Consider the following 23,901-nt stretch of genomic DNA (forward strand, 5'->3'; position numbering starts at 1 on the left):
GCTTCCCCCGGGTATTCAGCTGCCCGCCGGCAGCAGCGGTGCGACTGCTCGGGCGATATCGGTGGCGTTGTCACACGGCGACAGTTTTCGTGGATGCTTGCCGCTCGGATCATCGACGAGGACGTACAGGGAGCCATCGTGCATCTCGATGTTGACCGTGCAGCCGCCTGGAACGTCCGGGCGAGCTTCGTACTTCAACCCGTTACGGCTGCCGATGGGGACACCTGTGGCCGCGGGAAACCTGTCCTTGACCTGGTCAAGCGTCCCGTTGGTCGTCTGGACCGTGAAACTGTATCCGGCTCGTGCAACGTACCGGCAGCCTTTCCAGCTGATCCCGTCGGTGCTGTTCTGCTTCGGTGCGGGGGGCAGCGCGTCCCATTGGTGCTCGGCCAAGAACTGTGCGGTCAAGGCGGTGCAGGGATCGAACGAGGTCTGCCGACCTGCCTCGACGCTGGTGCTTGCTCCGGTGCGCGAGGTATCCGGCGCTCTGCTCGACGTCGTCGGCTCCGATGACGTGGTCTCCCCACCGCAACCGGTGAACAATACGGCCAGTATCGAGGCTGTGGTCACGAAAAGCGTTTCCTGCCATCGACTTCTGTTTATGCAGCCGGTCATACGCGGAGCTCCCGCATCTTGGCCGCGAACTCGGCGTCGGTGCGCTGATAGGTGTCGCTGATCGCCTTGAACATGGCGCGGATCTCTTCCGCGACTGCGATGTACTCGTTGAGAGTGTCGTAGGCATTGTTCGGACCGCCGAACGCCTTCTCCCGGAACAGCCGGACGAGTTCCACCGCCGACGAGAGGCGCGGTATGTCCTCGCCCAAACCCCACTGCGCTTTCTCGCCGAGCTCACGAGCATCCGCACGGGCGCCGGTGAGCTGGTCGATCAGCTCCCCGCACGCCTGGTCGATCTCCACGAACCCTTGCGGGTCCATCCGCACCCGCAAGGCCCCGGTTTTCGCAGCCTCGATGTACCCGGGAAACGGGCTGTCCGCCATCGCCGCCCCTTCCGTCAGTGCCGTCTGACCTTATAGACGCGCCCCGTCTCGCTCCGGTTCCATCGAAACACAACGGGTTCCACGGGGAATCTCGTCGCGCCGGTCGTCTTCGCCGGTGTGACGGTCCAGAGCTGGGATGATGTGCCGAGTCCCGGCGGTCAGTGGGCTGTCAAGGCGGCTGACGAACGGTCAGCGCGGATCCGTCGCGCCGACCAGCGCGGGGTAGTCCTGCAAATCGATGTCGTTGGCCGCGCTGTCGCCGTATTTCGTCATCAGCGCGAACATCCGGGATTCGAGGAACCAGTTGCGCATCCTGATGCCGCGCGCGGTCTTCGGCGCCAGGAAGCGGCCGGCGTTGCTGTTGCCCGCGATCTTCGAGTAGCGCTTCATCATCGCGTCGTAGCGGGCGAAGGCGACGGTGTGATCCCCGTCGGCCGAGGCCAGTTCGCCCGCGATGACGTACGCGCCGACCACGGCGAGCCCGGTGCCGAAGCCACCCAGCGTGTTCCCGTACCCGGAGTCACCCACCAGCGCGACTCGTCCCTTGGTGTAACCGTCCGGCATCGTGACCTGACTGATCGAGTCCAGGTAGAAATCATCGAATTCGCCGAGTTCGGCGAGCATTCGCGGCACCTCCCACCCGACGCCGGCAAAGGTCTCGGCGACGATGCGCCGCTGTGCCGGGCTGTCGTCGCGGGCGTAGTCCAGCTCGGGGGCGGCGAACATGTACATCTGCTGCGCCTTCGGGCCGCCGCTGATCGCGAGTCGTCCCGGCGCGTTGTGACCGTGCGCGACCACCCGTTCGCGCGGCCCGGCGGTCGAGCCGTTCCACGGGCTGGCGCCCGCGACGGCGTAGTAGTAACCCAGATGTTTCACGAAGTCACGCTCGGGACCGAAGGCCAGCCTGCGGACCCGGGAGTGGATGCCGTCGGCGCCGAAGACGAGATCGAAGGTGCGGGCGGGCGCGTGCTCGAACTCGACGTGCACGCCGGCAGCGGTGTCCGTGAGCGCGGTGATCGAATCGCCGAACAGGTATTCGCAGTGGTCGGCGGTGCGCCGGTAGATGATCTCGGACAAGTCGCCGCGCAGGATCTCGACGTCGCCACCGGTGAATTCCCCCGACATCACCGCCAGTCGTGCGCCCCGCTCGTCCACGAAGACGGTGTCGGTGGTGCCGGTCCTGTGCTGCTCGATGTCATCGAGGATGTTCATCCGCTCCAGCACGGTGCGGTGGGTGCGGCCCTTGAAGTCGACCGCCTGACCGCCGGCGCGCAGTGCCGGAGCGCGCTCCACGACGGTGACCGCGAATCCGTAACGGTGCAGCCAGTAAGCCAGCGCGGGACCGGCGATGCTCGCGCCGGAGATGAGAACGGTGGTGTTGCGCACGGAAATCTCCTCGACATTGATCTGCGTCCGAAGGAAACTGTATCCATCGGACGCAGATCAGCGTATGGTAGACACAGTTTCACGTCAAGACGTTCTCCGGAAGGATGCGGGCATGCCGACACCGACCGCACTCGAGTTGCTCTGGGGCACCGGTCAGCGCCCGAAACGGGGTCCGAAACCAGCGCTGTCACTCGAGCGGATCGTGGGTGAGGCCATCGCCCTCGCCGACGCCGAAGGGCTGGCGCACCTGTCCATGCAGCGGGTGGCCGAGCGGCTGGGTTTCACGAAGATGTCGCTGTACCGCTACGTGCCGGGCAAGGCCGAGCTCGTCGCGCTGATGCTGGACACGGCGCTGGGCGCGCCGCCGGAACTGCGCGCCGGTCGGGAGCGCTCGGAGGACGGCTGGCGCGAGCTGCTGGGCGTGTGGTGCGAGACGATCTACGAACGCTTCTGCGCCCATCCCTGGTCGCTGGAGGTGTCGGTGGGCAGGCGGCCGGTCGGCCCGAACGAACTGGCCTGGATGGAAGCCGCGCTCGGCGCGCTGGCCGGGACCGGGCTCACCACCGCCGAACGCCTGGACACCATCGTCCTGCTGACCGGCCACGCCCGTAGCCTGGCGCAGCAGGTGCGGATGGTGGCCGCCGACGAGTTCGAGCGACAGGTCGCGGGGCAGTTCGCCGAAATGGTGGCCGCCGCGGCCGATCGATACCCGGCTTCGGCGGCGGCCTTCGCGGAGGAAGGCGCGGTCGAGGGAGGGGTGGGTGCGCTGGAATTCGGTATCGAGCGCATTCTCGACGGACTGGCCGTGCTCATCGCGCGCCGCGGGTGACCGGCTCGGCCTACGCTCGGACCATGACCGACGAACCCGACCTGAAACAGGATTCGATCACCACCGTGCGGGAGTTCTTCGCCGCGCTCGGGATGGGCGCCTCCGAGGAGGCGATCGACCTGCTGCACCCGGACATCGTCTGGAAGAACACTTCGCTGCCCGATGTTCGCGGCATCCGGCGGGTCGGCGGCGTGCTGCGCGGGCTGCGTCGTGACTGGCTCGGCTTCGGAGTGGATCTGCACCATATCGCCGCCGACGGCGACGTCGTGCTGACCGATCGCACCGACTACCTGCGCTTCGGGCCGGTGCGCGTCGGGTTCTGGGTGACGGGCACGTTCGAGCTGCGCGACGGCCGAATCATCCTGTGGCACGACCATTTCAGCTGGGAGAACTTCTTGCGCGGCACGGCCGCCGGCCTGTGGCGCGCGGCGCTGACCCGGCGCTGACCCTCAGGAGTGCTTGGCCAGGTAGTCCAGATAGACCGGCCGCAACACCTCGGCGACCGCGCCGTCGCCCGCGTGCACGTAGTCGTCGAGCATGGGCAGCACGTACTTGATGTCCGCCTCGCTTTCGCCGACATTGCCCGCGGCGGCCTCCGCGGCCGGGATCGACGTGAGCAGCCGCCACAGGAACTTCACGTCACCGCGTCGCACGGCCAGCCTCATCGCCCGGTCGTGCAGTTCCTTCGACGACAGCTTCTCCAAATCCTCGTTACCGGACATACCAGCGACTCTATCCGCCGAATCGGCCGACAGCGACGGCGTGGCGAATCCCGTGGCCGCGCGCACGCCGTGCTGCGATGACTGCCATGACCCAGCAACCGCAGTCCGGCTTCCGCGTCAAGCGCGTCTACGACGAACCAGACCCCGACGACGGCACCCGGGTGCTCGTCGACCGGCTCTGGCCGCGGGGCATCACCAAAGCGCAAGCGCGGGTCGATCGCTGGCCCAAAGCGCTCACTCCGTCCACCGAGTTGCGGCGCTGGTTCCACGCCGACCGGGACGCGCGGGGCCCGGAATTCGCCCGGCGCTACCGCGCCGAACTGGCTGTTCCGGAGGTTCAACAAGATTTGCGGGATTTGCGCGCTCTGGCCGCCGAAGGTCCGGTCACATTGCTCACGGCCGTACAGGATCCGGCACACAGCCATGTTCCGGTGTTGCTCGAGCTGCTCCGCTGAGCGTTCGTGACGTGCGGGTTTACCACAAATTCACGGACACGCCTCGCCGTCCCCGAGCGCGGAACCGGGAACCGGAGGTAGCGTCGGGTGTGCGGGCCGCGGCGGTGTGGCTCGTACGGGAGGTCCTGACCGTGACTGAGCTACTCAGTACGAGGGGGCCGGCACCCGGCCCTCGTGGCGCCTGACGGCAACGTCGGGTCCATCAGGACGGACCGGTCCAGCGAGATCGTTCGTGCGACTGCCGCGCGAACACAGAGGAGCCCACCGTGACTGCTGCACGCTCCGTTTCCGCTCCCTCGGCGAACTCCAGCTCCGCGAAAGGCGGAGCCGCCGCGAAGGGGGCCCGCCCCTCGCAATCAGCCGGCAAAACCTTCGTCATCGACACGTCCGTCCTGCTGTCGGATCCCTGGTCCTTCACGCGGTTCGGCGAACACGACGTGGTGTTACCCCTGGTGGTCATCAGTGAACTCGAAGCCAAACGGCACCATCACGAGCTGGGCTGGTTCGCGCGCGAAGCCCTGCGTAACCTGGACGATCTGCGCCTGCAGTACGGCAGGCTGGATCAGCAGGTGCCGATCGGCACCGAGGGCGGAACGTTGCAGGTGGAATTGAACCACACCGATCCCGCGGTCCTTCCGGTCGGCTTCCGCACCGACACCAACGACTCCCGGATCCTGGCCTGTGCGCTCAACCTCGCGGCCGAGGGCCGCGAAGTGGTGTTGGTGTCCAAGGACATTCCGCTGCGGGTCAAGGCGAGCGCGGTGGGCTTGCACGCCGACGAGTACCACGCCCAGGACGTGGTCACCTCGGGCTGGTCCGGCATGGTGGAACTCGATGTCAGCACGGCGCGCATCGATCAGCTCTACGCCGAGTCGGTGATCGATCTCGACGAAGCACGAGAGCTGCCCTGCCACACCGGCATTCGGCTGCTCGGCGTCAGTTCGAGCGCGCTGGGCCGGGTTACCCCGGACAAGCGGGTGCAACTGGTGCGCGAGCGCGAGGCGTTCGGGCTGCACGGCCGTTCCGCCGAGCAGCGCATCGCGCTCGACCTGCTGCTGGACGAGAGCGTCGGCATCGTCTCGCTGGGTGGCCGGGCGGGTACCGGCAAGTCGGCGCTCGCGTTGACCGCGGGCCTGGAGGCGGTGCTGGAACGGCGGACGCAGCGCAAGGTGGTGGTCTTCCGCCCGCTCTACGCGGTGGGCGGCCAGGAGCTGGGCTACCTGCCCGGCACCGAGAGCGAGAAGATGGGCCCGTGGGCCCAGGCGGTCTTCGACACGCTCGACGGGCTGGCCAGCCGCGAGGTGATGGAGGAGGTGCTCAGCCGCGACATGCTCGAGGTGCTGCCGCTGACCCACATTCGCGGGCGGTCGCTGCACGACTCCTTCGTGATCGTGGACGAAGCCCAGTCGTTGGAGCGGAATGTGCTGCTCACGGTGCTCAGCCGGCTGGGAACCGGCTCGCGGGTGGTGCTCACCCACGACGTGGCTCAGCGCGACAATCTGCGCGTCGGCAGGCACGACGGTGTCGCGGCGGTGGTCGAGAAGCTCAAAGGCCACCCGCTTTTCGCGCACATCACGCTGACCCGTAGCGAGCGCTCGCCGATCGCGGCGCTGGTCACCGAGATGCTGGAGGAGTACGGCCCCAACGCCTGATCCCGCGGTGCTGTTCAACGCTGTGTTTCACGGCATGTCCGGTGGGTATCATCCGCCGCGATAGCTGTTCGGTATGACCCGGTGACCGCCCGTCGGTCACCGGGTCATCGCCTGACAATCGGCCGAGGCTACTCGTGGCGCCGTCACGGAGTCCGCGGTGTGCCGGTAGCCCACAGCGAGAGGATGGACATGCACCACTTCGCTCGACGAACGGCTGGATTCACCGCGGTGCTCGTCGCGGCAGGGCTGGTCTCGGCCGGCTGCGGCGGCGATGACAACGCCGGCGACAGCGCCAAAACCGGGATGGCCAGCATGACCGGCATGGTCACCTCGATGATCAGCCCCGGCACCGCCACCGGCAGCCCCACGCGCACCGGGGAAGAGCCGACAGGCACCACGGGCGCCACGGCCACCACGGGGGCGAGCGCGGAGGGCACCAAGATCGCCACGCCGGGCGGCGAGATCAGCGTCGACGGCGACATCTACGAGAAGTACGTGCAGCTCGGTGGCCCGACCGGCACGCTCGGCCTCCCGTTGGAAGCCGAGGAGAAGGGCCCCGACGACGGGGAATATCAGGACTTCGCGGGCGGCACGATCTACGAGGCCAAGGACGGCGACCCGCACGTCGTCTGGGGCGAGATCCGCAAGGCATGGGAAGACAACGGCGGCGCGCAGGGACAGCTCGGCTACCCGATCAGCGACGAGAAGGACATCCCCGGCGGCAAGCAGAGCGACTTCACCGGCGGCACCATCACCTGGGTGAACGGTACTATCACGGTCACGCCGAAGTAGGAGCCAGATATTCGGCGTCCGGGGTCGCGGTGTGGTCCCGGTTGCCTGTGAATCCCATCCATCCGCTCCCGCTCCGCGGGCCAAGCCGCTAGGTTATCTCGGTGCAAACTCTCCTGACCGACCGCGAACTGCTCGAATCGCTCGCGGTGGACGTAGAACTGCTGCTGCGTAAGCACGTCGATGTCGCCGACGGGTGGCAGCCCCACGACTTCGTGCCGTGGGACGACGGACGCAACTTCGCCTTCCTCGGCGGTGACGACTGGACGCCGGAGCAGTCCGAGCTCAGCGACACCGCCAAACTGGCGTTGACCGTCTCGGTGCTGATCGCCGACAACCTGCCCTCGTATCACCGCGAGATCGGCAAATACCTGCGCACCGGCGCGTGGTGGCGCTGGGTGGGCCGCTGGACGGCCGAGGAGAACCGCCACGAGATCACCATCCGCAACTACCTCATGGTCACCAGGGCCGTCGACCCGGTGGAGTTGGAGCGGTTGCGCATGGAGCACATGACCAAGGGCTTCCGTCGCCCGGCGATGCACCTGCTCGACGTACTGGCCAACTGCGCGTTCGAGGAGGCCGCCAGCGCCGTTCGGCATCGCAACACCGCCGCGCTCGGTGAGAATCCCCTGGTCACCGCCATCGCTGAGCGGATCGCGCTGGATGACGAACTGCAGTCGGTGTTCTTCGCCGACCTGATCGCCGCCGCGCTCGATCTGGCGCCCGACCAGGCCGTGCGGGCCATCGCCGACCGGGTCGCCGGCTTCGAGGTCCCCACGGTGACGCTCTCGGACGGCCGCAGCAGCGACGCGGTGCTCGCCGAGGCGGGCATCTACGACCGCGCCAAGGAGGGGGAGCTGGTCTTCGCCCCCTTGCTGCGGCGGTGGAACATCTTCAGTCGGACCGATTTCGGTCCGGACGGGGAGCTGGCGCGCGAGGAGCTCGCGCACTTGCGCGACTGACCTGCCGTCCTCGGGTCCGTCGCGACGGACGCGTCTCGCGAACGCCACCTCGGTAGCCGCACGGTTACCCAGGTGGCGTTCGTTTCGGCACGGCTTGCCGGTGGCCGATGACGCTGTGGTGACGGTCGGGCGTGTGGCGGACGAGGGCGGTCTCGTCAGTCCTGGTCCGCCACCTTCGCCATGGCCAGGACGTCGAGGCGGCGGTCGAGTTCCTCCTCGGTCAGCTTCTCGCCCAGCAGACCGCGGTCGATGACGGTCTGCCGGATGGTCTTCTTCTCCTTCAGCGCTTCCTTCGCCACCGCGGCCGCCTCCTCGTAGCCGATCGCCGAGTTCAGCGGCGTCACGATCGACGGCGAGGACTCGGCGAGCGTGCGCAAATGCTCGACATTGGCGACCAGGCCGCGCACGCACTTGTCGGCGAACAGGCGGGAGACGTTGGCCAGCAGGCGAATCGACTCCAGCAAGTTGCGCGCCATCACCGGGATGTACACGTTCAGTTCGAAGGCGCCGTTCGCGCCCGCGAAGGCGACCGCGGCGTCGTTGCCGATCACCTGCGCGCCGACCTGGGTCACCGCCTCGGGGAGCACCGGGTTCACCTTGCCGGGCATGATCGAGCTGCCCGGCTGCAGATCCGGCAGCTGGATCTCGGCCAGGCCGGTGAGCGGACCCGAGCCCATCCAGCGGATGTCGTTGGCGATCTTGGTCAGGCTCACCGCGATGGTGCGCAGCGCGCCGGACGCCTCGACCAGGCCGTCGCGCGCGGCCTGTGCCTCGAAGTGATCCTCGGCCTCGCGCAGCGCGTCGATGTCGGTGGCCCGCACGAGCTCCGCGACGACCTTCGCGCCGAAGCCCTCCGGTGCGTTCAGGCCGGTGCCGACCGCCGTTCCGCCGATCGGCAGTTCGCCCAGCCGCGGCAGCGTCGCCATGATGCGGTCGATACCGGCGGCGACCTGACGGGTGTAGCCGCCGAATTCCTGGCCCAGCGTCACCGGGACCGCGTCCATCAGGTGGGTGCGGCCGGACTTCACCACGGTCCGCCATTCCACCGACTTGTCCAGCAGCGCCAGCCGCAGATGCTCCAGCGCGGGAACGAGATCGGTGATGACCGCTTCGGTGGCGGCGAGATGCGTTGCGGTGGGGAAGGTGTCGTTGGACGACTGGGACATGTTCACGTCGTCGTTCGGGTGCACGGTGACGCCGTTGGCCTTGGCCAGCGAGGCGATCACCTCGTTGGCGTTCATGTTCGAGCTGGTGCCGGAACCGGTTTGGAAGACGTCGATCGGGAACTGGTCGTCATGCCTGCCGTCGGCGATCTCGTTCGCCGCGGCGATGATGGCATCGGCCTTCGCGGGATCGAGCAGACCCAGGTCGCGGTTCACCGTGGCGCACGCGGCCTTCAGCAGGCCGAGCGCGCGAATCTGCGCCCGCTCCAAGCCGCGTCCGCTGATCGGGAAGTTCTCCACGGCCCGCTGGGTCTGCGCCCGCCACAAAGCGTCCACCGGAACCCGGACCTCGCCCATGGTGTCGTGCTCGATGCGGTACTGCGTCTCCTCGCTCATGATCCCGACCCTATGCCGCACCCGCCTCCCATGGGGCAGCCACGCCTGAGGTCATTCGCACACCTCGGCAGGCCCCGCCGGGGAATACGCACCGTTCGCTCGATGTCGCCGCCATACGGCCCGGAGCCGCGCCGGCCTACCAACCCCGTACGGGGTACATGCGAGAAGCAGACAACCGGTCCGCAAGAGCGGCACACGGCGAGGGGGAGCTTGAAGCGGGTGACAGTCGAGCATGAAGCGCACCGCCTCGACCCGAGTCCGCACTGGCTGAGGAAGCCGCACCTTGCGGCCGACGGTGCACAACGGCGCGCTCAGCACGCCATCGGTGGACGTCGACCGGCGCAGTCGAAGCGGCTCTGCTTACGCGATGTGTCCACGTCGGAGACATGGCTGCTTTGTCAGCCGCGCGGCACGCGATCTCTGAATCGGGCACTGTGGACAAGCCGTTTCCCGTGCGCGGCGGTCCTGGCTCCCGGATCGTCGAGCCCGGGCCGCGCACCCCGCGCGCCAGCGGGTGAACGGTCCCTGCCCCGCTATCCGATCGCCCATCAGTAGAAAAGCGACCGACGCACGATGTGAACGGGTGCACTTCGGGGGCGCGGTCCCCACACTGCGGAACCACTGACCCCAGCTCCCGATTTCGAGCGAAGCGAGACCGAGCATCCGCCGTTCGCGGCCCGGCTCGCGTTTGCGTGGCCGCCGCGTCCGCGACGAAGGAGCAAGCGGTGGTTGCGCAAACGCGAGCCACCAGGGGGCCGCGAACACCCAGCGCCGCAGGCGCTGGAAAAACCAACACAGCCCGGCTCGCGTTTGCGTGGCCGCCGCGTCCGCGACGAAGGAGCAAGCGGTGGTTGCGCAGACGCGAGCCAAAAGGGGGCCGCGAACACGCCGCGACGAAGTCGCGGCCAAATGTCACGGCAGCGGCGGGACCGCGTGTTCGTCGCCGATGAAATCGACCGAGGAGTATTCGCGCAGCTTGGTCAGGCGGTGGTAGGCGTCGATCATGCGGACCGTGCCGGACTTCGAGCGCATGACGATCGACTGCGTGGACGCGCCGCCGCCGTAGTAGCGCACGCCGCGCAGCAGGTCGCCGTCGGTTACGCCGGTGGCGCAGAAGAAGACGTTCTCGCCGGAGACGAGGTCTTCGGTGGTCAGCACGCGGTCGAGGTCGTGGCCCGCGTCGATGGCCTTCTGCCGTTCTTCGTCGTCCTTCGGCGCGAGCATGCCCTGGAGCTCACCGCCCATACAGCGCATCGCGGCGGCGGCGATGATGCCCTCGGGGGTGCCGCCGATGCCGACCAGAATGTCGGTGCCGGAGTCGGGGCGGGCCGCGGCGATCGCGCCCGCGACGTCGCCGTCGGAGATCAGGCGGATGCGGGCGCCCGCGTCGCGCACCTGCTGGATCAGCTCGGCGTGCCGGGGCCGGTCCAGGATGCAGACGGTCAGGTCGGACTTCGCGGAGTTCTTCGCCTTGGCGACCCGGCTGATGTTCTCGCCGATCGGGGCCGAGATATCGATCACGTCGGCGGCGTCGGGGCCGACGGCGATCTTGTGCATGTAGAAGACCGCGGAGGGGTCGAACATGGCGCCGCGCTCGGCGACCGCGAGCACCGAGATCGCGCCGGGCACGCCCTTGGACATCAGCGTGGTGCCGTCGATCGGGTCCACCGCGAAGTCCACTTCGGGGCCGGTTCCGTCACCGACGGCCTCGCCGTTGTACAGCATGGGCGCTTCGTCCTTCTCGCCCTCGCCGATGACGACGATGCCGCGCATGGACACCGAGCTGACCAGCTGCCGCATGGCGTCGACGGCGGCGCCGTCGCCCCCCTCCTTGTCGCCGCGTCCGACCCACCGGCCCGCGGCCATCGCCCCGGCCTCGGTCACGCGGACCAGCTCGAGTGCGAGGTTGCGGTCGGGCGCCTCGCGGCGGCTAGGTGTGGGAGAAGTTGCCGTCATTGCGGGGTGCCTCCTGTGCGTCGGTACGTACCGGTCAATTGTCTCATTCGATGTGGCACGGGCGTACACCCCTGCTCGAGGTGTCGGGGTGCGCGGGGCGGCGTCGCCGCGCGAGTGGATACTGGGAGCGTGTCGTACCAAAAGCCGCGCATCCTGAACGACTACCGGGATCTGTTCTGGTCGCTGATCCCGTTGGTCCTGATCGCGCTGGTGTTCGCGGGGCTGGCCAGCCAGTGCAGTTTCGCCGCGAACGGTCCGACGCAGGGTCAGATCCCGCACTTCGACGCGCGGGCGGCGCTCACCGCCGACGCGCGTTCCCTGCCGTTCCCGATCCGCAACCCGGACCTGCCCGCGGACTGGACGCCGAATTCGGGTAGTCGCGAGTCCATCGGCGGCAACGGCGGCGGACCGGTCAGCACGGTCGGCTACATCACGCCGCAAGGCACCTACATGCGTTTCAGCCAGAGCAACGCGACCGAGGAGGCGCTGGCCCGCTTCGTGCTCGGGTCCCGGTACGCCAGCGGCACCGAGCAGGTCGGCGCGCAGAAGTGGGTCGTCTACGCCGAGCAGGGCTCGGAGACCGCGTGGATCACCGACCTCGGCCAGTCCCGTGTGCTGATCACCGGCGCGGGCAACCAAGCGGCGTTCACCACGCTCGCGCAGGCGATCGCCGCCGCCCAACCACTGAAGCCCTGAAACACGCTTGCCTTCGGCCGCGCGCTGCCGTTAGGTTGGCCGCGGTACGAGACACGTGCCGAACCGGATCTCGGAGGTCGATGAATATGGCTGTCACCAGCTGTATTCCGCATGTCCTTCGCCGGTTCGCGCGCCACTGATTTCTTCCCGCAGACGCGTCGGCGCGAACCGGTCTTTTCCTCGATGACCAGGAGTGTCACGTGTCTGTTTCTCTTTCCGCCGATCTGCTCTCCGACCGCCTGATCCTGCGGTCGTGGACCGCCACAGCGGCCGCCGCCGTGCTCGGCGACGAGCGTCATGCCGCGTGGGCGGCGGATTTCCCCGCCGCGGGCGATCGCGTCATCGCCGGTCTGCTCACCGCCCATCCGGACTGGTTCGGGCCGTTCGGGCACCGGCTCGTCGTGGAGCGAGCCAGTGGGCTCGTCGTCGGATCGATCGGGCTGTTCTGGCCGCCCGCCGACGGTGAGCTGGAGATCGGCTACGGCATCGTCGCCTCGCGTCGCGGCCGCGGCTACGCCACCGAGGCCACCGTCGCGTTGACGGCGCACGCGCGCACCGCGCCCGGCGTCCACGCGGTGCGCGCCGACGTGGAACTGTCCAATCCGTCGTCGGTACGCGTGCTGGAGAAAGCCGGGTTCGAGCAGGTGAGCGACGTGGACGGCGTCGCGCGGTTCCGCATCACACTGCGCTGACGGTGACCATGGGGACTGTCGTCAGCGATGGCTGACCACGTTGACGACGGTCCCGCTCGGGTCGCGCACGAAGAAGCGGCGCACACCCCAGGGCTCGTCGCGCAAGGGGTAGACGACCTCGGCTCCGGCGGCGGTCACCGCCGCGTGCACGGCGTCGACGTCGTCCACCTCCACACTCATGTCCGGCTGGAGTTGTTCGGCGTCGGGACCGACGAGCAGGACCTGGGCGGTCGGGTTGGACGGGGAGGCCATCGCCACGACCCAGCCCAGGTCCATCGCCTCCTGGAAGCCGAGCAGCCGGTAGAACCCACGGCTCGCGGCCAGGTCGGTGGTGCGGATGTCGGGCGTGGCCCGGCGGATCGTCATTCCTGGCGCTCCAGGTCGGTGCGGTGCAGCGCGTCCTCGACGCGCTTGCGGGCGCCCGCCAGGTGCTCTTCGCAGCGAGTGGCCAGCGCCTCGCCGCGCTCCCACAGAGCCAGCGATTCGTCCAGGTCGAGGCCGCCTTGCTCGAGGATCTTGACCACGTTGACCAGTTCGTCGCGCGCGCGTTCGTAGCCGAAACCGGCGATCTCGGCCGCGTCGTCGGCCGGATCGGCTCCTGTCCCGTTCTTGTCCGTGGACTTGCCGGATTCGGCCAAGATCAGTTCCTCCCTGTGTCGGTGTGCCGCGCGCCGAGCGCCTGGGTGCCGAGCGCGGCGGCGGTGACGGCCCCGTCGGCGACCCGGATGCGCAACTGGCTGCCCGCGGGGGCGTCCTCGATCGAGCGCACCACCTGCCGTTCCCGGCCGGTGACGCGCTGTACGACAGCGTAGCCACGGGCCAGCGTGGCGGCGGGGCCCACGGCGGTGAGTTTCTCGCGCAGGTGCCGGGTGGCCGTCGCCTCGGTGCGGATCAGCTGCTCGGTGGAGCGGTGCGCGGCCGTGCGCAGGCGTTCGATCTCTTCTTGACGGCGATCGATCTCGCGCAGAGGGTCGGCCAGGACGGGCCGCGACCGCAGCTGGGCGAGCGCCTTGGTCTCCCGGTCAACCCAGCCGCGCAGCGCGGCGGCGGTGCGTTCGCGCAGTTCGCGGATGCAGGCCAATTCGGCGGCGGCGTCCGGGACGATCCGCTTGGCGGCGTCGGTGGGGGTGGCCGCGCGCAGATCGGCGACGAAGTCGCTGAGCGGGTTGTCCGGCTCGTGGCCGATCGCGCTGACGATCGGCGTGGTGGCGGCCACGATGGCACGGCACAGTGCCTCGTCGGAGAACGGCAGCAGGTCTTCCACGCTGCCGCCGCCGCGCGCCAGCACGATGACCTCGACGGCCGGATGCCGATCGAGCTCGGCGAGCGCCGTGAGCATCTGCGCCACCGCGGTGGGTCCTTGCACGGCTGTGTTGCGAATTTCGAAACGCACAGCGGGCCAACGGTTCCGGGCGACGCTGAGCACGTCGCGCTCCGCGGCGCTCGCGCGTCCGGTGATCAGTCCGATGGTGCCGGGCAGGAACGGGATCGGGCGCTTGAGCCGGGGATCGAACAGGCCCTCGGCGGCCAGCAGCGATTTCAGCCGTTCGATGCGGGCCAGCAGCTCACCGATGCCGACGGGCCGGATCTCCAAGACGCGCAACGAGATCGTGCCGCGTCCGGTGAAGAACGAGAGCTTGCCGTAGACGACCACCCGGCTGCCCTCTTGCAGGGGAACGGGGGAATTGCGGATGAGATCCGGGTCGCAGGTCACCGACAGCGACATGTCGGCGGACGGGTCGCGCAGCACCAGGAACGCGGTGCGGGTGCCCGGACGGAGATTGATCTGGGTGATCTGGCCCTCCACCCAGATGCTGCCGAGCCGGTCGATCCACTGGGCGACCTTCATGGACACCGAGCGCACCGGCCAGGGGTGCTCGGCGGAGTTGGCCGGTGCGGCGGGTTGGCCGGAGGTCTCCCGGCCAGCCGCCGACGAGGGGGTCCGGGGTTCGGTCACTGGGCCTGCACAGTGGCGATCCGGTTCGTGAGCATGGTCACGAACGGCGCCCTGGCGCGGGTGTGCTGCTCGTACTCCAGCAGCGCGGTGAGGTCTTCGATCGTCAGCAGGCGCAGCCGGGCGCGCAGCTGGGCCAGGGTCATGTTGGCGTAGTCGTAGCGGACGGCGACCTCCGGCTCGGCGATGGCGGGCGCGTCGGCGACGGGGTCGGTGTCCGGGTCGGCCGGTTCCGGATCGGCCGGTTCCGGATCTTCGGCCGGCGGCTCGGCGATCGTCGTCACCGACGCGACATGACCGTTGGTCGCACCGGTGCGGGTGTCGTCGGTGAACGATTCCGGCGCGCGGAACGGTTCGGGATCGTCGGCGCTGTAGAGATCGAATCGACTGGCGCGGAGCGTGGTGGGGCTCGGGTCGTCGGCGATGTCCTCGTCGAACGTGGCCCATTCCGGCTGTTCGACCGGGCGGTGGGACAAACGGTCGAAAACCGCGTCGCCCTTCAGGGCCAGACTCGTCACGAACTGCTGGACGTGCATCGTCGTCTGCAGCACCTGACTGATGGCCGTGATCGGGAAACTCATTGCCGCCGTGGGTAGGCGGCGGGATTCCTCGAGGGCGTATACGGCGGCTCCGGCGGCGACCCGGGCCAGAAAGGGTGGTCGAAACATGGTCCTAGCCTGCCCGAAATGGTGTGTTATGCAAAGGAGGGGTGCGCGCGGTTCGGATATTCGCCGGTTCCGGCGCGCGGCCGATCGGCGGGAATTGCGCGGCAGGCGTGCTCATAATGCGGAGAATAAACCCAGGTCCCGGCGGGAGTGTCCGAGACATTCGCCGCGGCCGGTCGGCCACCCGGCCGGGCCGGGCTTTCCACCGCAGTTCGCGGCCGTACGCGGCGGCTCGCGCGGCGATGTGACGGGCAACTCCCGGACGTGGCGTGATCGCGGTCCGCACGTATCCTGTGGGCATGTCTTCGGCCATTCCCTTGAACGTCGGAATCGCCCGCTCGGCAGGCGCCGGAAACGCCGTCGCCGAGGGCGGAAAACGCGTGCTGCTCGCGGAGCCGCGCGGATACTGCGCCGGCGTCGACCGTGCGGTCGAAACCGTCGAGAAGGCGCTGGAGAAGCACGGGGCGCCCATCTACGTGCGCAAGGAGATCGTGCACAACCGGCACGTCGTGGAGACGCTGCGCGATCGCGGCGTGGTCTTCGTCGACGAGACCGACCAGGTCCCCGAGGGCGCGGTCGTGGTGTTCTCCGCGCACGGTGTGGCGCCCACGGTGCACGCGACGGCCGCCGCGCGCAATCTGCACACCATCGACGCCACCTGCCCGCTGGTGACCAAGGTGCACCAGGAGGCGAAGCGGTTCGCCCGCGACGACTACGACATCCTGCTGATCGGTCACGAGGGCCACGAAGAGGTCGAAGGCACCGCCGGTGAGGCGCCCGACCATGTCCAGCTGGTCGACGGGCCCGACGCGGTGGACAAGGTCAGCGTGCGCGACGAGTCGAAGGTGATCTGGCTGTCGCAGACCACGCTGAGCGTGGACGAGACGATGGAGACGGTGCAGCGGCTGCGCGAGCGCTTTCCCGCCCTGCAGGACCCGCCGAGCGACGACATCTGCTACGCCACGCAGAACCGCCAGGTGGCCGTCAAGGCGATGGCGCCGGAATGCGACCTGGTGATCGTGGTCGGCTCGCGCAACTCGTCGAACTCGGTGCGCCTGGTGGAAGTGGCGCTCGGCGCCGGCGCCAAGGCCGCCTACCTGGTGGACTTCGCCCGCGAGGTCGACCCGGCCTGGCTCGATGGCGTCCGCACGATCGGCATCACCTCCGGCGCCTCGGTGCCCGAGATCCTGGTTCGCGGCGTGCTGGACATGCTGGCCGAGCACGGCTACGGCGACGTCCAGCCGGTCACCACGGCCAACGAGACCCTCGTCTTCGCCCTTCCCCGCGAGTTGCGCGACGCCCGTCGCTGACGCCGGGCCGCGCCGGTGGCGCGGGCTCCGGTTACCGGTCGTCGGCCCGAGGATCCGGTGTCACACTGCTGAACGGGCCATGGCCGTAACGGGTCGGTCGTCCAGAGGCTGCGAAGAGGTGCGCTGGGGCTTCGCTGCACCGGTCACTTCGTCGTCGGCTGTCGCCGGTCCGCGTGGACTGCGGTGCAAATCCGGCGGGGTCGCTCGGATCCGTATCCGGGAGGGCGGAACGTGTTCACCCGTCTCCGGGCGATCCGGCAGCGCGGTGCCGGAGAAGTCCAGGGACGCCGAAGGCGGGCGACCGGCCGCCGTGACCCGGTGGTCCTCTCCGCCGTGGGGCGACTCGCGCGAGGTCGCGAACTCCGCCGCGTGGTGATCAGCACGGTTCTCGCCGATCAGGCGGCACGGTGTCGGCATGCTGCGCTCGGACCGGCGGCGCCGCGCAGACTTCGCGGACCGGTGAACGCGCTTACGAGTTCTCCGGCCTGCGCCGTTCCGGACGGCCCGAATCGCGTTCCCGGTAACGCACATTGGGCTGGGGATGCGGCGGCATGTCGCGGCGTCGGTTCGCGCCGCGCGGTGGTTCGCCTTCGGGACGCGGCATGGCCGCCGTCGGGCGCGGGGCGCCCCGTGCGGGAGCTCGTCCTTCCCGCGGACGAGAGGGCGCGACGCGCGGCGGGGTGTCGGCGACCTGCGCGGCGGGTCGGCGAGCCGGGCGCGGAGCGGGCTCGTTCAGGTCGTCCGACTCCGGTTTGTCCGGCTCGTCCTTCGGGCGGCGGGCTTTGCGGCGCGCCGAGTCGGCGGCGCCGGGGGACGAACGGCCGGGCCTGCTCTTCTTCGCCTGCGACTTGCCCCAGCTGTCGCCGCGGCGTGGCGTCCGCGGCCGGTCACTCTCCTCTTCACGGCGGTGCAGATAGATCCGGGCGCCACCGATCAGCAGGACGACGACCGTGGCGAGCACCATGGTCGGGAACCGGTTCACCAGCGGGATCGCCAGGTTGAGCAGGATGTCCTTCAGCGACGTCGTGCCGCGGCCGGTGAGCTGCTGATAGGCCAGCGGCACGGCGACGAAGAGCAGCAGTGGCGGCAGCACCATCGTGCTGAACAAGCCGCGGTAGCGGACGGCGGAGACGGCCGCCACACAGCCGAGGACGTACAGGGCGGCGAACGTGCCGGTCAGCTCGGCACCGCCGCCGACGGCGTCGATCAAGAATCCCAGGAACGTGCAGGCAACCGCGATCGAGATCGCCGCGCCGACCGGGATCCCCGGCACCGACGGCAGGATCGAGCGTTGCGGCGCGGGCACCCGGGATCGCACACGTTCGGAAGCAGCCACGACATGCACACTAGTTGCCGCCGTTCGCGGCGGCGTGGCGGCACGGCCATAGTCCTGGTTACTCGCCCGCGTCGGCGAAGCCCACCGCGCGCGGACGGGAATCCACCCGCCCGATCTCGGGCACTTCCTGCTCGGCTATCTCCAGATCGTGCAATTTGCGCGCGGTGACCAGTACCCGCGACTCCACGGAGGCCACGGTGTAGTTGAAAGCCTCCACGGCCCTGCCGAGTTGCACGCCCAATCGGTCCAGGTGCTTGCCCGTCGTCCCGAGCCGCTGATACAGCTCACGGCCCAGCCGCTGCACGGTGGCCATGTCCCTGGACAGCGCCTCCTGCCGCCACCCGAAGGCGATGGTGCGCAGCAACGCGACGAGGGTGGTCGGAGTAGCGAGGATCACGTTGCGGCCGAACGCGTACTCCAGCAGCTCCGAGTCGGTGGTCACGGCGGCGTCCAGGAACGGATCGCCGGGCACGAACAGCACCACGAACTCCGGTGCGGGATCGAAGGCGGCCCAGTACGCCTTGTCGGCCAGCTGGTCGACATGCGCGCGCAGATGTTTGGCGTGCCGGGCGAGCAGCTCGGCGCGCACGTCGGGGTCGTCGGTGTCGCAGGCGTCCAGATAGGCGGCGAACGGGACCTTCGCGTCCACCACGATGTGCCGTCCGCCCGCCAGTCGCACCACCAGATCCGGTCGGACCGTGCGATCGTCCGCGCCGCGGCCGGTGCGGCTGACCTGGGTCTGGAAATCGCAGTGCCTGGTCATCCCGGCCAGCTCGACCACCCGCTCCAGCTGGATCTCACCCCACCGGCCCCGTACCTGCGGCGCGCGCAGCGCCGCGACCAGCCGGCCGGTCTGCCCGGTGAGCTGATGGGAGGTGCGCTGCATGCTCGCGACCTGTTCGCGCAGGCCGGAATACGCGGTGAGCCGCTGCCGCTCCACCTGCTGGATCTGCTCGTTCAGCGCACCGACGGCCGCGCGCAGCGGTTCCACCATCGCGCCGACGGCGTGCGAATGCCTGCGCGCGGCATCCTCGTTCGCCGCGGTGAGCGACTGCCGCAGCAGCCGTTCGTTGTCCGCGGCCGCCGCCAGCCGCGCCTCCGCCGCCGCGGCGCGCTGCCCGGCCCGCGCCGCGTGGCTCAGCCAGCCGAGGCCGGAACCGGCGGCGAACACCAGCAGCAGTGCGGCGAGCATCGGTGCGGTCATAGCGCAGATAGTGCCGGACGTCACCGACAAGAACGAGCACCGAGCAACTGTCCGGCATCGCGTCGTCCACCGTCCCTGCCAGCGGATCTCCGTCTGTTCCACATACCTGTCCGGCTGCCGGCATCCGTCCTTTCCCAGGTCGGGACGTGGTAGAGGCCAAGGGTTGTGCGATGTTTCGGCTGGTTCGGCCCGGCGCCCCGAACACGTGCGCCCGCTCGGACGGACACGCCGCGCCGGGCTGGGCGAACCCGACACAGCGGGCGGGGCGATTGAAGTCTGTCGGTGGGTTGCCCTACGGTTTCGCGGCATGCGGATGCTGCACACCTCGGACTGGCACATCGGGCGCACGTTCCACGGGGTCGATCTGCTTGCCGACCAGGCTCGTTCACTGACCGCGATCGCGGAGCTGGTGGCCGAGGAGTCGGTCGACGTGGTGGTGCTCCCCGGTGACGTGTACGACCGGTCCATTCCCAGCGCCGACGCGATCGCGGTGTGCAACCGGGGATTCGAGGCGATCCGCGCCGCGGGCGCCCAGATCGTCGCCACCTCCGGCAATCACGATTCGCCCGCCCGTCTGGGCGCGGGAGCGAGTTTCGCCGCCGCGGGCGGGCTGCACCTGCGCACCACCGTGGCCGAGGCCGATCGCCCCGTCCTCCTGGCGGACGCGCACGGTCCGGTGGCGTTCTACGGCATCCCGTACTTGGAACCGGAGATCACCCGCGCCGAACTCGAAGTGCCGCAGGCGCGCTCGCATGCCGAGATCCTGGACGCGGCCATGGCTCGGGTGCGTGCCGACATCGCGCGGCGTCCGGGGGTGCGGACGGTGGTGCTGGCGCACGCCTTCGTGGTCGGCGGGGAGGCCACCGGATCCGAGCGCTCCATTTCGGTCGGCGGTGTGGAGACGGTCCCGCTGGCCGCCTTCGACGGCATCGACTACGTGGCGCTCGGTCACTTGCATTCGCCGCAGACCCTCGCCGAGCAGGTCCGCTACTCCGGCTCGCCGCTGCCGTATTCGTTCGGCGAGAACGCGCATCGGAAAGCGGTGTGGATCGTCGACTTGGACGCGTCCGGCTTACAAACGGTGCGGCGCCGGGATCTGCCGACGGTCCGGGGCCTGAGCAAACTGACCGGCACCCTGGACGAACTGTTGAACGGCGCGGAGTACGGAGCGGCCGAACAGCACTACGTGTCCGCCGTGCTCACCGACGTCGCCCGCCCGGTCGACGCCATGCGCAAACTGCGCGAGCGGTTCCCCTACGCCGTCCACGTCGAATGGGCGCGGCCCGAGGGGAGCCCGGAACTGCGCTACCGTGAGCGGGTGCACGGCCGCCGCGACATCGAAGTAGCCCGCAGTTTCCTCAGCGACGTCCGTGGCGCACCCAGCTCGAGCGAGATGACCTGGCTGGAGCGGGCGCTCTCGGCCGCCGTCGCCGAGCCGGAGCAGGTGTCCGCCGTGGCCGCCGCCGAGGAACTGACCGCATGAGTGTCCCACCGAAGCCGGGCGTAGGCGCGGCGGCATGAGGCTGCACAAGCTGGAGATGACCGCTTTCGGCCCGTACGCGGAGCCCACGGTCGTCGACTTCGACGCGCTCGGCGCCGACGGGTTGTTCCTCCTGCACGGCCAGACCGGGGCGGGAAAGACCACGGTGCTGGACGCCATCGCGTTCGCCCTCTACGGCCGGGTCCCCGGCGCGCGCGGGGAGAGCAAGCGACTGCACTCCGATCATGCCCCGGAGCACACGCCGCCGCAGGTGATGCTGGAGGCGACCCTCGGCGGGCGGCGGCTGCGGCTGACCCGCAGCCCCGAGTTCCAGCGTCCCAAGCGCGACGGCACGGGCATGCGCACCATCAACCCGAAGGCGACGCTGACCTGGCTGGACGGCCGTGGGGAAAACCTGTCCCGGATACCGGATATCGGGGAGGAGGTGTTGCGCCTGCTGGGCATGAGCGCCGATCAGTTCTTCCAGGTGGTGCTGCTGCCGCAGGGCGATTTCGCCCGCTTCCTGCGAGCCGACAACGAAGACCGCGAGAAGTTGCTCGAAAAGCTCTTCGACACCGGGCGTTTCGGCGCCGCCGAACAGTGGCTGGCCGACAAACGCCGCGCCGCCGAAGCGGATCTGGATGCTCGCACCGAGGGGATCAAGCGGCTGATCACCCAGGTGGGCATGGCGGCAGGCGTGGCGGATTCGGTCGGTACCACGGAATGCGTCGCTTGGTCCCAGGACCTGCTGGCCACCGCTCGCACGGATCTGGCCGCCGCCGGCACGGAAATGGAACGTTGCCAGCGGGAGTCGGCGCGCGTCCGGGAGCAGGCCGAACAGCAGCGTCGCCTGCATGAGCTGCGCCGTCGCATGAGCGCGGCACGCGCGCACCTCGACGACTACGCCGCGGGCGCCGATCGCCGGGCCGCACTGCAAGCCGAGCTCGACCTCGCCCGCCGGGCCGCACCGGTCGCCGCGGCGATCGACGAAGCGCGTGCGGCGGTGCAGACCCAGCGTCTGCTCGACAGCGAAAAGCGCACAGCGGCCGAGCATCTCGCTGCGCGGCTGCGCGAGCCGGCGAGCGCCGAACTCGGCGGCGCGGAACTGCTGGATTCCGACGCCGCGCAGGTGCGCGACGACGCCGACCTCGACGCGGCGATCCAGCGCTGGAGCGCGCAGATCGGCGCGCTGGACGAAGTGCGGGCCGACGCCGCGACCGCCACCCGGCTCGGCGGCGAGATCGACGCGCTGCGCACCGAGGACGCGACGCTGGCCCGGCGCGTCACCGCGCTCACCGCCCGGCGCGACGAACTGCCCGCCGCGCGCACCGCGGCGGAGGCCAGGTTGCGAGAAGCGGCCGAAGCCGTGGCGGCCCTGCCGGGCATCACCGCGGAGACCGAACGACTGCAGGCCGCCGCGACGGCCGCGGTCGAACTGGCCGCCCGCCGCACCGCGCTCGACCACGCCCGCGTCGAGTTCGACGCCGCCCGCATCGCGCATCTCGACGCCCGAGAACTCGTCCTGGATCTGCGTGAGCGCAGGTTGAGCGGGATGGCGGCCGAACTGGCAGGCGAGCTGGTCGACGGCAGCCCTTGCGCGGTCTGCGGTTCCGCCGAACACCCCGCACCTGCCCGGCCCACCGCCACCGCAGTGTCCAAGGACGAGGAGGAGGCCGCTGCCGCGGCCGAGCGTGCCGCGGAGGACACCCGCGACCGCGCGCTGGCCCGCATCACCGAGCTCGAGCGCGAGATCGAAGCGCTGGTCGCGCGCGGCGGCGATACCGATCGAGTCGAACTCGCCGCCGCCCTGCGCGCCGCCACCGACCGTTACGAGGACACCTCGGAGCTGGCCGCCGGCGCCGACGGACTGGAAGCCGAAGTGACCCGCTTGCGCGAGGACGAGGCACGCCTGCACGAGGAGTTGCGCGCGTCCGAAGCCCGTCGCGGCGCGGTGGCCGCAACCATCGTCTCCGGCGAGACTCGCCTGGCCGAACTCACCGAACGGCTGCGCACCGCGGCGGGCGCCGACCAGACCATCGACCGCCGCCGCGCCCGGCTGGCCGCGCTGGTCACGGAGGCGACCGCCCTGCGCGATGCCCGCGCCGAAGCGGTGGCGGCCCGTGAGCAGGTGTCGGCGATCGCCGCCCGAGTCGAAAGTCTGGCAGGTGCAGCTGGTTTCGTACCGGAGGGCGAGTTCGGCGGTCCGCTGTCCGCTTCTGCAGCGGCCGGCGTGGCGGACGCGCCCAGTACAGGTTCGATCCCGGGTTCGGGCGACACGGAAGCCGCCGCATCCGGAGCCACCGGCGCGAAGGATCCGGTGCGCCGCACGGCCGACATTCAGGTCACCGCCGCCCGAGACGATGTCGCGCTCTTGACCGCTTACGCGAAGGTGGTCGCCGCCGCGTCGCGCAGCCCGCAGCAGCAGGCCGAGACGGAAGCGGAACTGGTGGCCGCCGACCGTGCCCGTGCCGCGGCCGAAGCGGTGCTGGCGGAACCGGAGATCCGCGCGGCGGCCGAGCAGGAACCCGGCGACCCGGCCGAGCTCGACGCGCTCGTGGCGGCCGCGCAAGCAGCGCTGAACGCGGCGGTGGCCGCCCATGCGGAGGCGAGCAGGCGGGCGAGCCAGCTCGAGGAGCTCGGTGGCCAGCTCTGGGCCGCCGTGGACCGGATCGCCCCCGCACAGCAAGCGTTCGAGGAACTGAACGGTCTCGCCGACGTGGTCGCCGGACGCGGCGCGAACAACCGCCGCATGTCCCTGCACTCCTACGTCCTGGCCGCCCGCCTGGAGGAAGTCGCCCAGGCGGGATCGCTGCGGCTGCGCAGGATGTCCGGCGGACGGTACGAGTTCGTCCACTCGGACAAGGCCGGTCCGCGCGGCCGCCGGGGCGGGCTCGGGCTGGACATCCGGGACGATTACACCGGCGCCATCCGCCCGGCCAAGACGCTCTCCGGTGGCGAAACCTTTATGGCCTCGCTGTCGTTGGCGCTCGGCCTGGCCGACACCGTCGCCGCCGAATCCGGTGGCCTGGTATTGGACACCTTGTTCATCGACGAGGGTTTCGGCGGCCTGGACGCCGACACCTTGGACGCCGTGATGGGCGTGCTGGACGACCTCCGTGCCGGCGGCCGGGTAGTCGGCGTGGTCAGTCACGTGGACGAGATGCGCCAACGCATTCCCAGCCGCCTGCACGTCCTCCGTGGCCGCGACGGCTCCCACCTCCAGGCGACCATCGCCTGAGGGTGGGCCGCTCCGCCG

23 protein-coding genes are annotated in these 23,901 nt (G+C 69.8%); 11 read left to right on the plus strand and 12 right to left on the minus strand.

Annotated elements, in window-relative coordinates; genetic code table 11:
* Nucleotides 1-15 precede the first annotated feature (15 nt).
* The 3 genes from QMG86_RS03540 to QMG86_RS03550 all read right to left on the minus strand — a co-directional run bounded on the left by QMG86_RS03540 (nucleotide 16) and on the right by QMG86_RS03550 (nucleotide 2,384).
* Nucleotides 16-570 carry a DUF3558 domain-containing protein gene (locus tag QMG86_RS03540; RefSeq protein WP_281877649.1) on the minus strand — a complete coding sequence of 185 codons (555 nt, stop codon included), beginning with the start codon at nucleotides 568-570 and terminating at the stop codon, nucleotides 16-18.
* 41 nt (nucleotides 571-611) lie between these two features.
* The gene (locus tag QMG86_RS03545) at nucleotides 612-998 is read right to left on the minus strand and encodes a hypothetical protein (protein ID WP_281877651.1); all 387 of its coding nucleotides are present in this window, start codon (nucleotides 996-998) and stop codon (nucleotides 612-614) included.
* A gap of 189 nt (nucleotides 999-1,187) precedes the next feature.
* Nucleotides 1,188-2,384, minus strand: a complete 1,197-nt coding sequence (locus QMG86_RS03550; RefSeq protein ID WP_281877652.1) for an FAD-dependent monooxygenase — start codon at nucleotides 2,382-2,384, stop codon at nucleotides 1,188-1,190.
* Between the two features lie 112 nt (nucleotides 2,385-2,496).
* On the opposite strand from QMG86_RS03550, the gene QMG86_RS03555 reads away from it, so the two are divergent.
* Nucleotides 2,497-3,213 (plus strand): TetR/AcrR family transcriptional regulator, encoded by a 717-nt coding sequence (locus tag QMG86_RS03555; protein ID WP_281877653.1) that lies wholly within the window; start codon nucleotides 2,497-2,499, stop codon nucleotides 3,211-3,213.
* Nucleotides 3,214-3,236: 23 nt separating this feature from the next.
* Nucleotides 3,237-3,659 (plus strand): limonene-1,2-epoxide hydrolase family protein, encoded by a 423-nt coding sequence (locus QMG86_RS03560; protein WP_281877654.1) that lies wholly within the window; start codon nucleotides 3,237-3,239, stop codon nucleotides 3,657-3,659.
* A gap of 3 nt (nucleotides 3,660-3,662) precedes the next feature.
* On the opposite strand, the gene QMG86_RS03565 is transcribed toward QMG86_RS03560, so the two are convergent.
* Nucleotides 3,663-3,935 (minus strand): hypothetical protein, encoded by a 273-nt coding sequence (locus tag QMG86_RS03565; protein WP_159843202.1) that lies wholly within the window; start codon nucleotides 3,933-3,935, stop codon nucleotides 3,663-3,665.
* An 86-nt stretch (nucleotides 3,936-4,021) separates the two neighbouring features.
* On the opposite strand from QMG86_RS03565, the gene QMG86_RS03570 reads away from it, so the two are divergent.
* From QMG86_RS03570 to QMG86_RS03585, 4 genes are all read left to right on the plus strand, one after another.
* Nucleotides 4,022-4,390, plus strand: coding sequence for a DUF488 domain-containing protein (locus QMG86_RS03570; protein WP_281877655.1), 369 nt, complete (start codon nucleotides 4,022-4,024; stop codon nucleotides 4,388-4,390).
* 266 nt (nucleotides 4,391-4,656) lie between these two features.
* The gene (phoH2, locus tag QMG86_RS03575; RefSeq protein WP_281877656.1) at nucleotides 4,657-6,042 is read left to right on the plus strand and encodes an RNA 5'-3' helicase PhoH2; all 1,386 of its coding nucleotides are present in this window, start codon (nucleotides 4,657-4,659) and stop codon (nucleotides 6,040-6,042) included.
* Between the two features lie 189 nt (nucleotides 6,043-6,231).
* Complete coding sequence (locus tag QMG86_RS03580) at nucleotides 6,232-6,834, plus strand: LGFP repeat-containing protein (protein WP_281877657.1); 603 nt, start codon at nucleotides 6,232-6,234, stop codon at nucleotides 6,832-6,834.
* A gap of 101 nt (nucleotides 6,835-6,935) precedes the next feature.
* Nucleotides 6,936-7,793 carry an acyl-ACP desaturase gene (locus QMG86_RS03585; protein ID WP_281877658.1) on the plus strand — a complete coding sequence of 286 codons (858 nt, stop codon included), beginning with the start codon at nucleotides 6,936-6,938 and terminating at the stop codon, nucleotides 7,791-7,793.
* Nucleotides 7,794-7,948: 155 nt separating this feature from the next.
* Here the strand turns inward: QMG86_RS03585 and QMG86_RS03590 are convergent, their stop codons facing one another.
* Nucleotides 7,949-9,352, minus strand: a complete 1,404-nt coding sequence (locus QMG86_RS03590; RefSeq protein ID WP_281877659.1) for a class II fumarate hydratase — start codon at nucleotides 9,350-9,352, stop codon at nucleotides 7,949-7,951.
* A 912-nt stretch (nucleotides 9,353-10,264) separates the two neighbouring features.
* The gene (gene glpX, locus QMG86_RS03595; protein ID WP_043731608.1) at nucleotides 10,265-11,308 is read right to left on the minus strand and encodes a class II fructose-bisphosphatase; all 1,044 of its coding nucleotides are present in this window, start codon (nucleotides 11,306-11,308) and stop codon (nucleotides 10,265-10,267) included.
* 129 nt (nucleotides 11,309-11,437) lie between these two features.
* Here glpX and QMG86_RS03600 point away from each other — a divergent pair, with 129 nt between their 5' ends.
* Nucleotides 11,438-12,004, plus strand: coding sequence for a DUF4245 domain-containing protein (locus QMG86_RS03600; protein WP_281877660.1), 567 nt, complete (start codon nucleotides 11,438-11,440; stop codon nucleotides 12,002-12,004).
* Nucleotides 12,005-12,204: 200 nt separating this feature from the next.
* A complete protein-coding gene (locus QMG86_RS03605; protein WP_281877661.1) occupies nucleotides 12,205-12,696 on the plus strand; it encodes a GNAT family N-acetyltransferase in 492 nt (163 codons plus the stop codon).
* 21 nt (nucleotides 12,697-12,717) lie between these two features.
* Here the strand turns inward: QMG86_RS03605 and QMG86_RS03610 are convergent, their stop codons facing one another.
* Genes QMG86_RS03610 through QMG86_RS03625 form a run of 4 tightly spaced genes read right to left on the minus strand, consistent with a single transcriptional unit; the run spans nucleotide 12,718 to nucleotide 15,318 of the window.
* Entirely contained in the window at nucleotides 12,718-13,062 is a 345-nt protein-coding gene (locus QMG86_RS03610) for a VOC family protein (protein ID WP_281877663.1), read from the minus strand.
* Entirely contained in the window at nucleotides 13,059-13,334 is a 276-nt protein-coding gene (locus tag QMG86_RS03615) for an exodeoxyribonuclease VII small subunit (RefSeq protein WP_434086151.1), read from the minus strand. The genes QMG86_RS03610 and QMG86_RS03615 overlap by 4 nt, the downstream gene beginning before the upstream one ends.
* Nucleotides 13,335-13,336: 2 nt before the next feature.
* The gene (xseA, locus tag QMG86_RS03620; protein ID WP_281877664.1) at nucleotides 13,337-14,653 is read right to left on the minus strand and encodes an exodeoxyribonuclease VII large subunit; all 1,317 of its coding nucleotides are present in this window, start codon (nucleotides 14,651-14,653) and stop codon (nucleotides 13,337-13,339) included.
* On the minus strand, nucleotides 14,650-15,318 hold the full coding sequence (locus QMG86_RS03625) for a lipid droplet-associated protein (RefSeq protein ID WP_281877665.1): 669 nt from the start codon (nucleotides 15,316-15,318) through the stop codon (nucleotides 14,650-14,652). Before QMG86_RS03625 ends, xseA begins: the two co-directional genes overlap by 4 nt.
* A gap of 296 nt (nucleotides 15,319-15,614) precedes the next feature.
* Between QMG86_RS03625 and QMG86_RS03630 the strand changes: the two genes are divergently transcribed.
* The gene (locus tag QMG86_RS03630) at nucleotides 15,615-16,625 is read left to right on the plus strand and encodes a 4-hydroxy-3-methylbut-2-enyl diphosphate reductase (protein ID WP_281877666.1); all 1,011 of its coding nucleotides are present in this window, start codon (nucleotides 15,615-15,617) and stop codon (nucleotides 16,623-16,625) included.
* Between the two features lie 469 nt (nucleotides 16,626-17,094).
* Here QMG86_RS03630 and QMG86_RS03635 read toward each other — a convergent pair whose 3' ends face one another.
* Nucleotides 17,095-17,961 (minus strand): DUF6542 domain-containing protein, encoded by an 867-nt coding sequence (locus QMG86_RS03635; RefSeq protein ID WP_281877667.1) that lies wholly within the window; start codon nucleotides 17,959-17,961, stop codon nucleotides 17,095-17,097.
* Between the two features lie 58 nt (nucleotides 17,962-18,019).
* Nucleotides 18,020-19,165 (minus strand): DNA recombination protein RmuC, encoded by a 1,146-nt coding sequence (locus QMG86_RS03640; protein ID WP_281877668.1) that lies wholly within the window; start codon nucleotides 19,163-19,165, stop codon nucleotides 18,020-18,022.
* A 307-nt stretch (nucleotides 19,166-19,472) separates the two neighbouring features.
* Between QMG86_RS03640 and QMG86_RS03645 the strand changes: the two genes are divergently transcribed.
* Both QMG86_RS03645 and QMG86_RS03650 read left to right on the plus strand, forming a co-directional pair.
* Nucleotides 19,473-20,648 carry an exonuclease SbcCD subunit D gene (locus QMG86_RS03645; protein ID WP_281877669.1) on the plus strand — a complete coding sequence of 392 codons (1,176 nt, stop codon included), beginning with the start codon at nucleotides 19,473-19,475 and terminating at the stop codon, nucleotides 20,646-20,648.
* Nucleotides 20,649-20,682: 34 nt separating this feature from the next.
* Nucleotides 20,683-23,883, plus strand: a complete 3,201-nt coding sequence (locus QMG86_RS03650; RefSeq protein WP_281877670.1) for an AAA family ATPase — start codon at nucleotides 20,683-20,685, stop codon at nucleotides 23,881-23,883.
* The last annotated feature ends 18 nt before the right edge of the window (nucleotides 23,884-23,901 follow it).

Origin of the sequence: Nocardia sputorum, assembly GCF_027924405.1 — a bacterium.
In the GTDB taxonomy this organism is placed as follows: domain Bacteria; phylum Actinomycetota; class Actinomycetes; order Mycobacteriales; family Mycobacteriaceae; genus Nocardia; species Nocardia sputorum.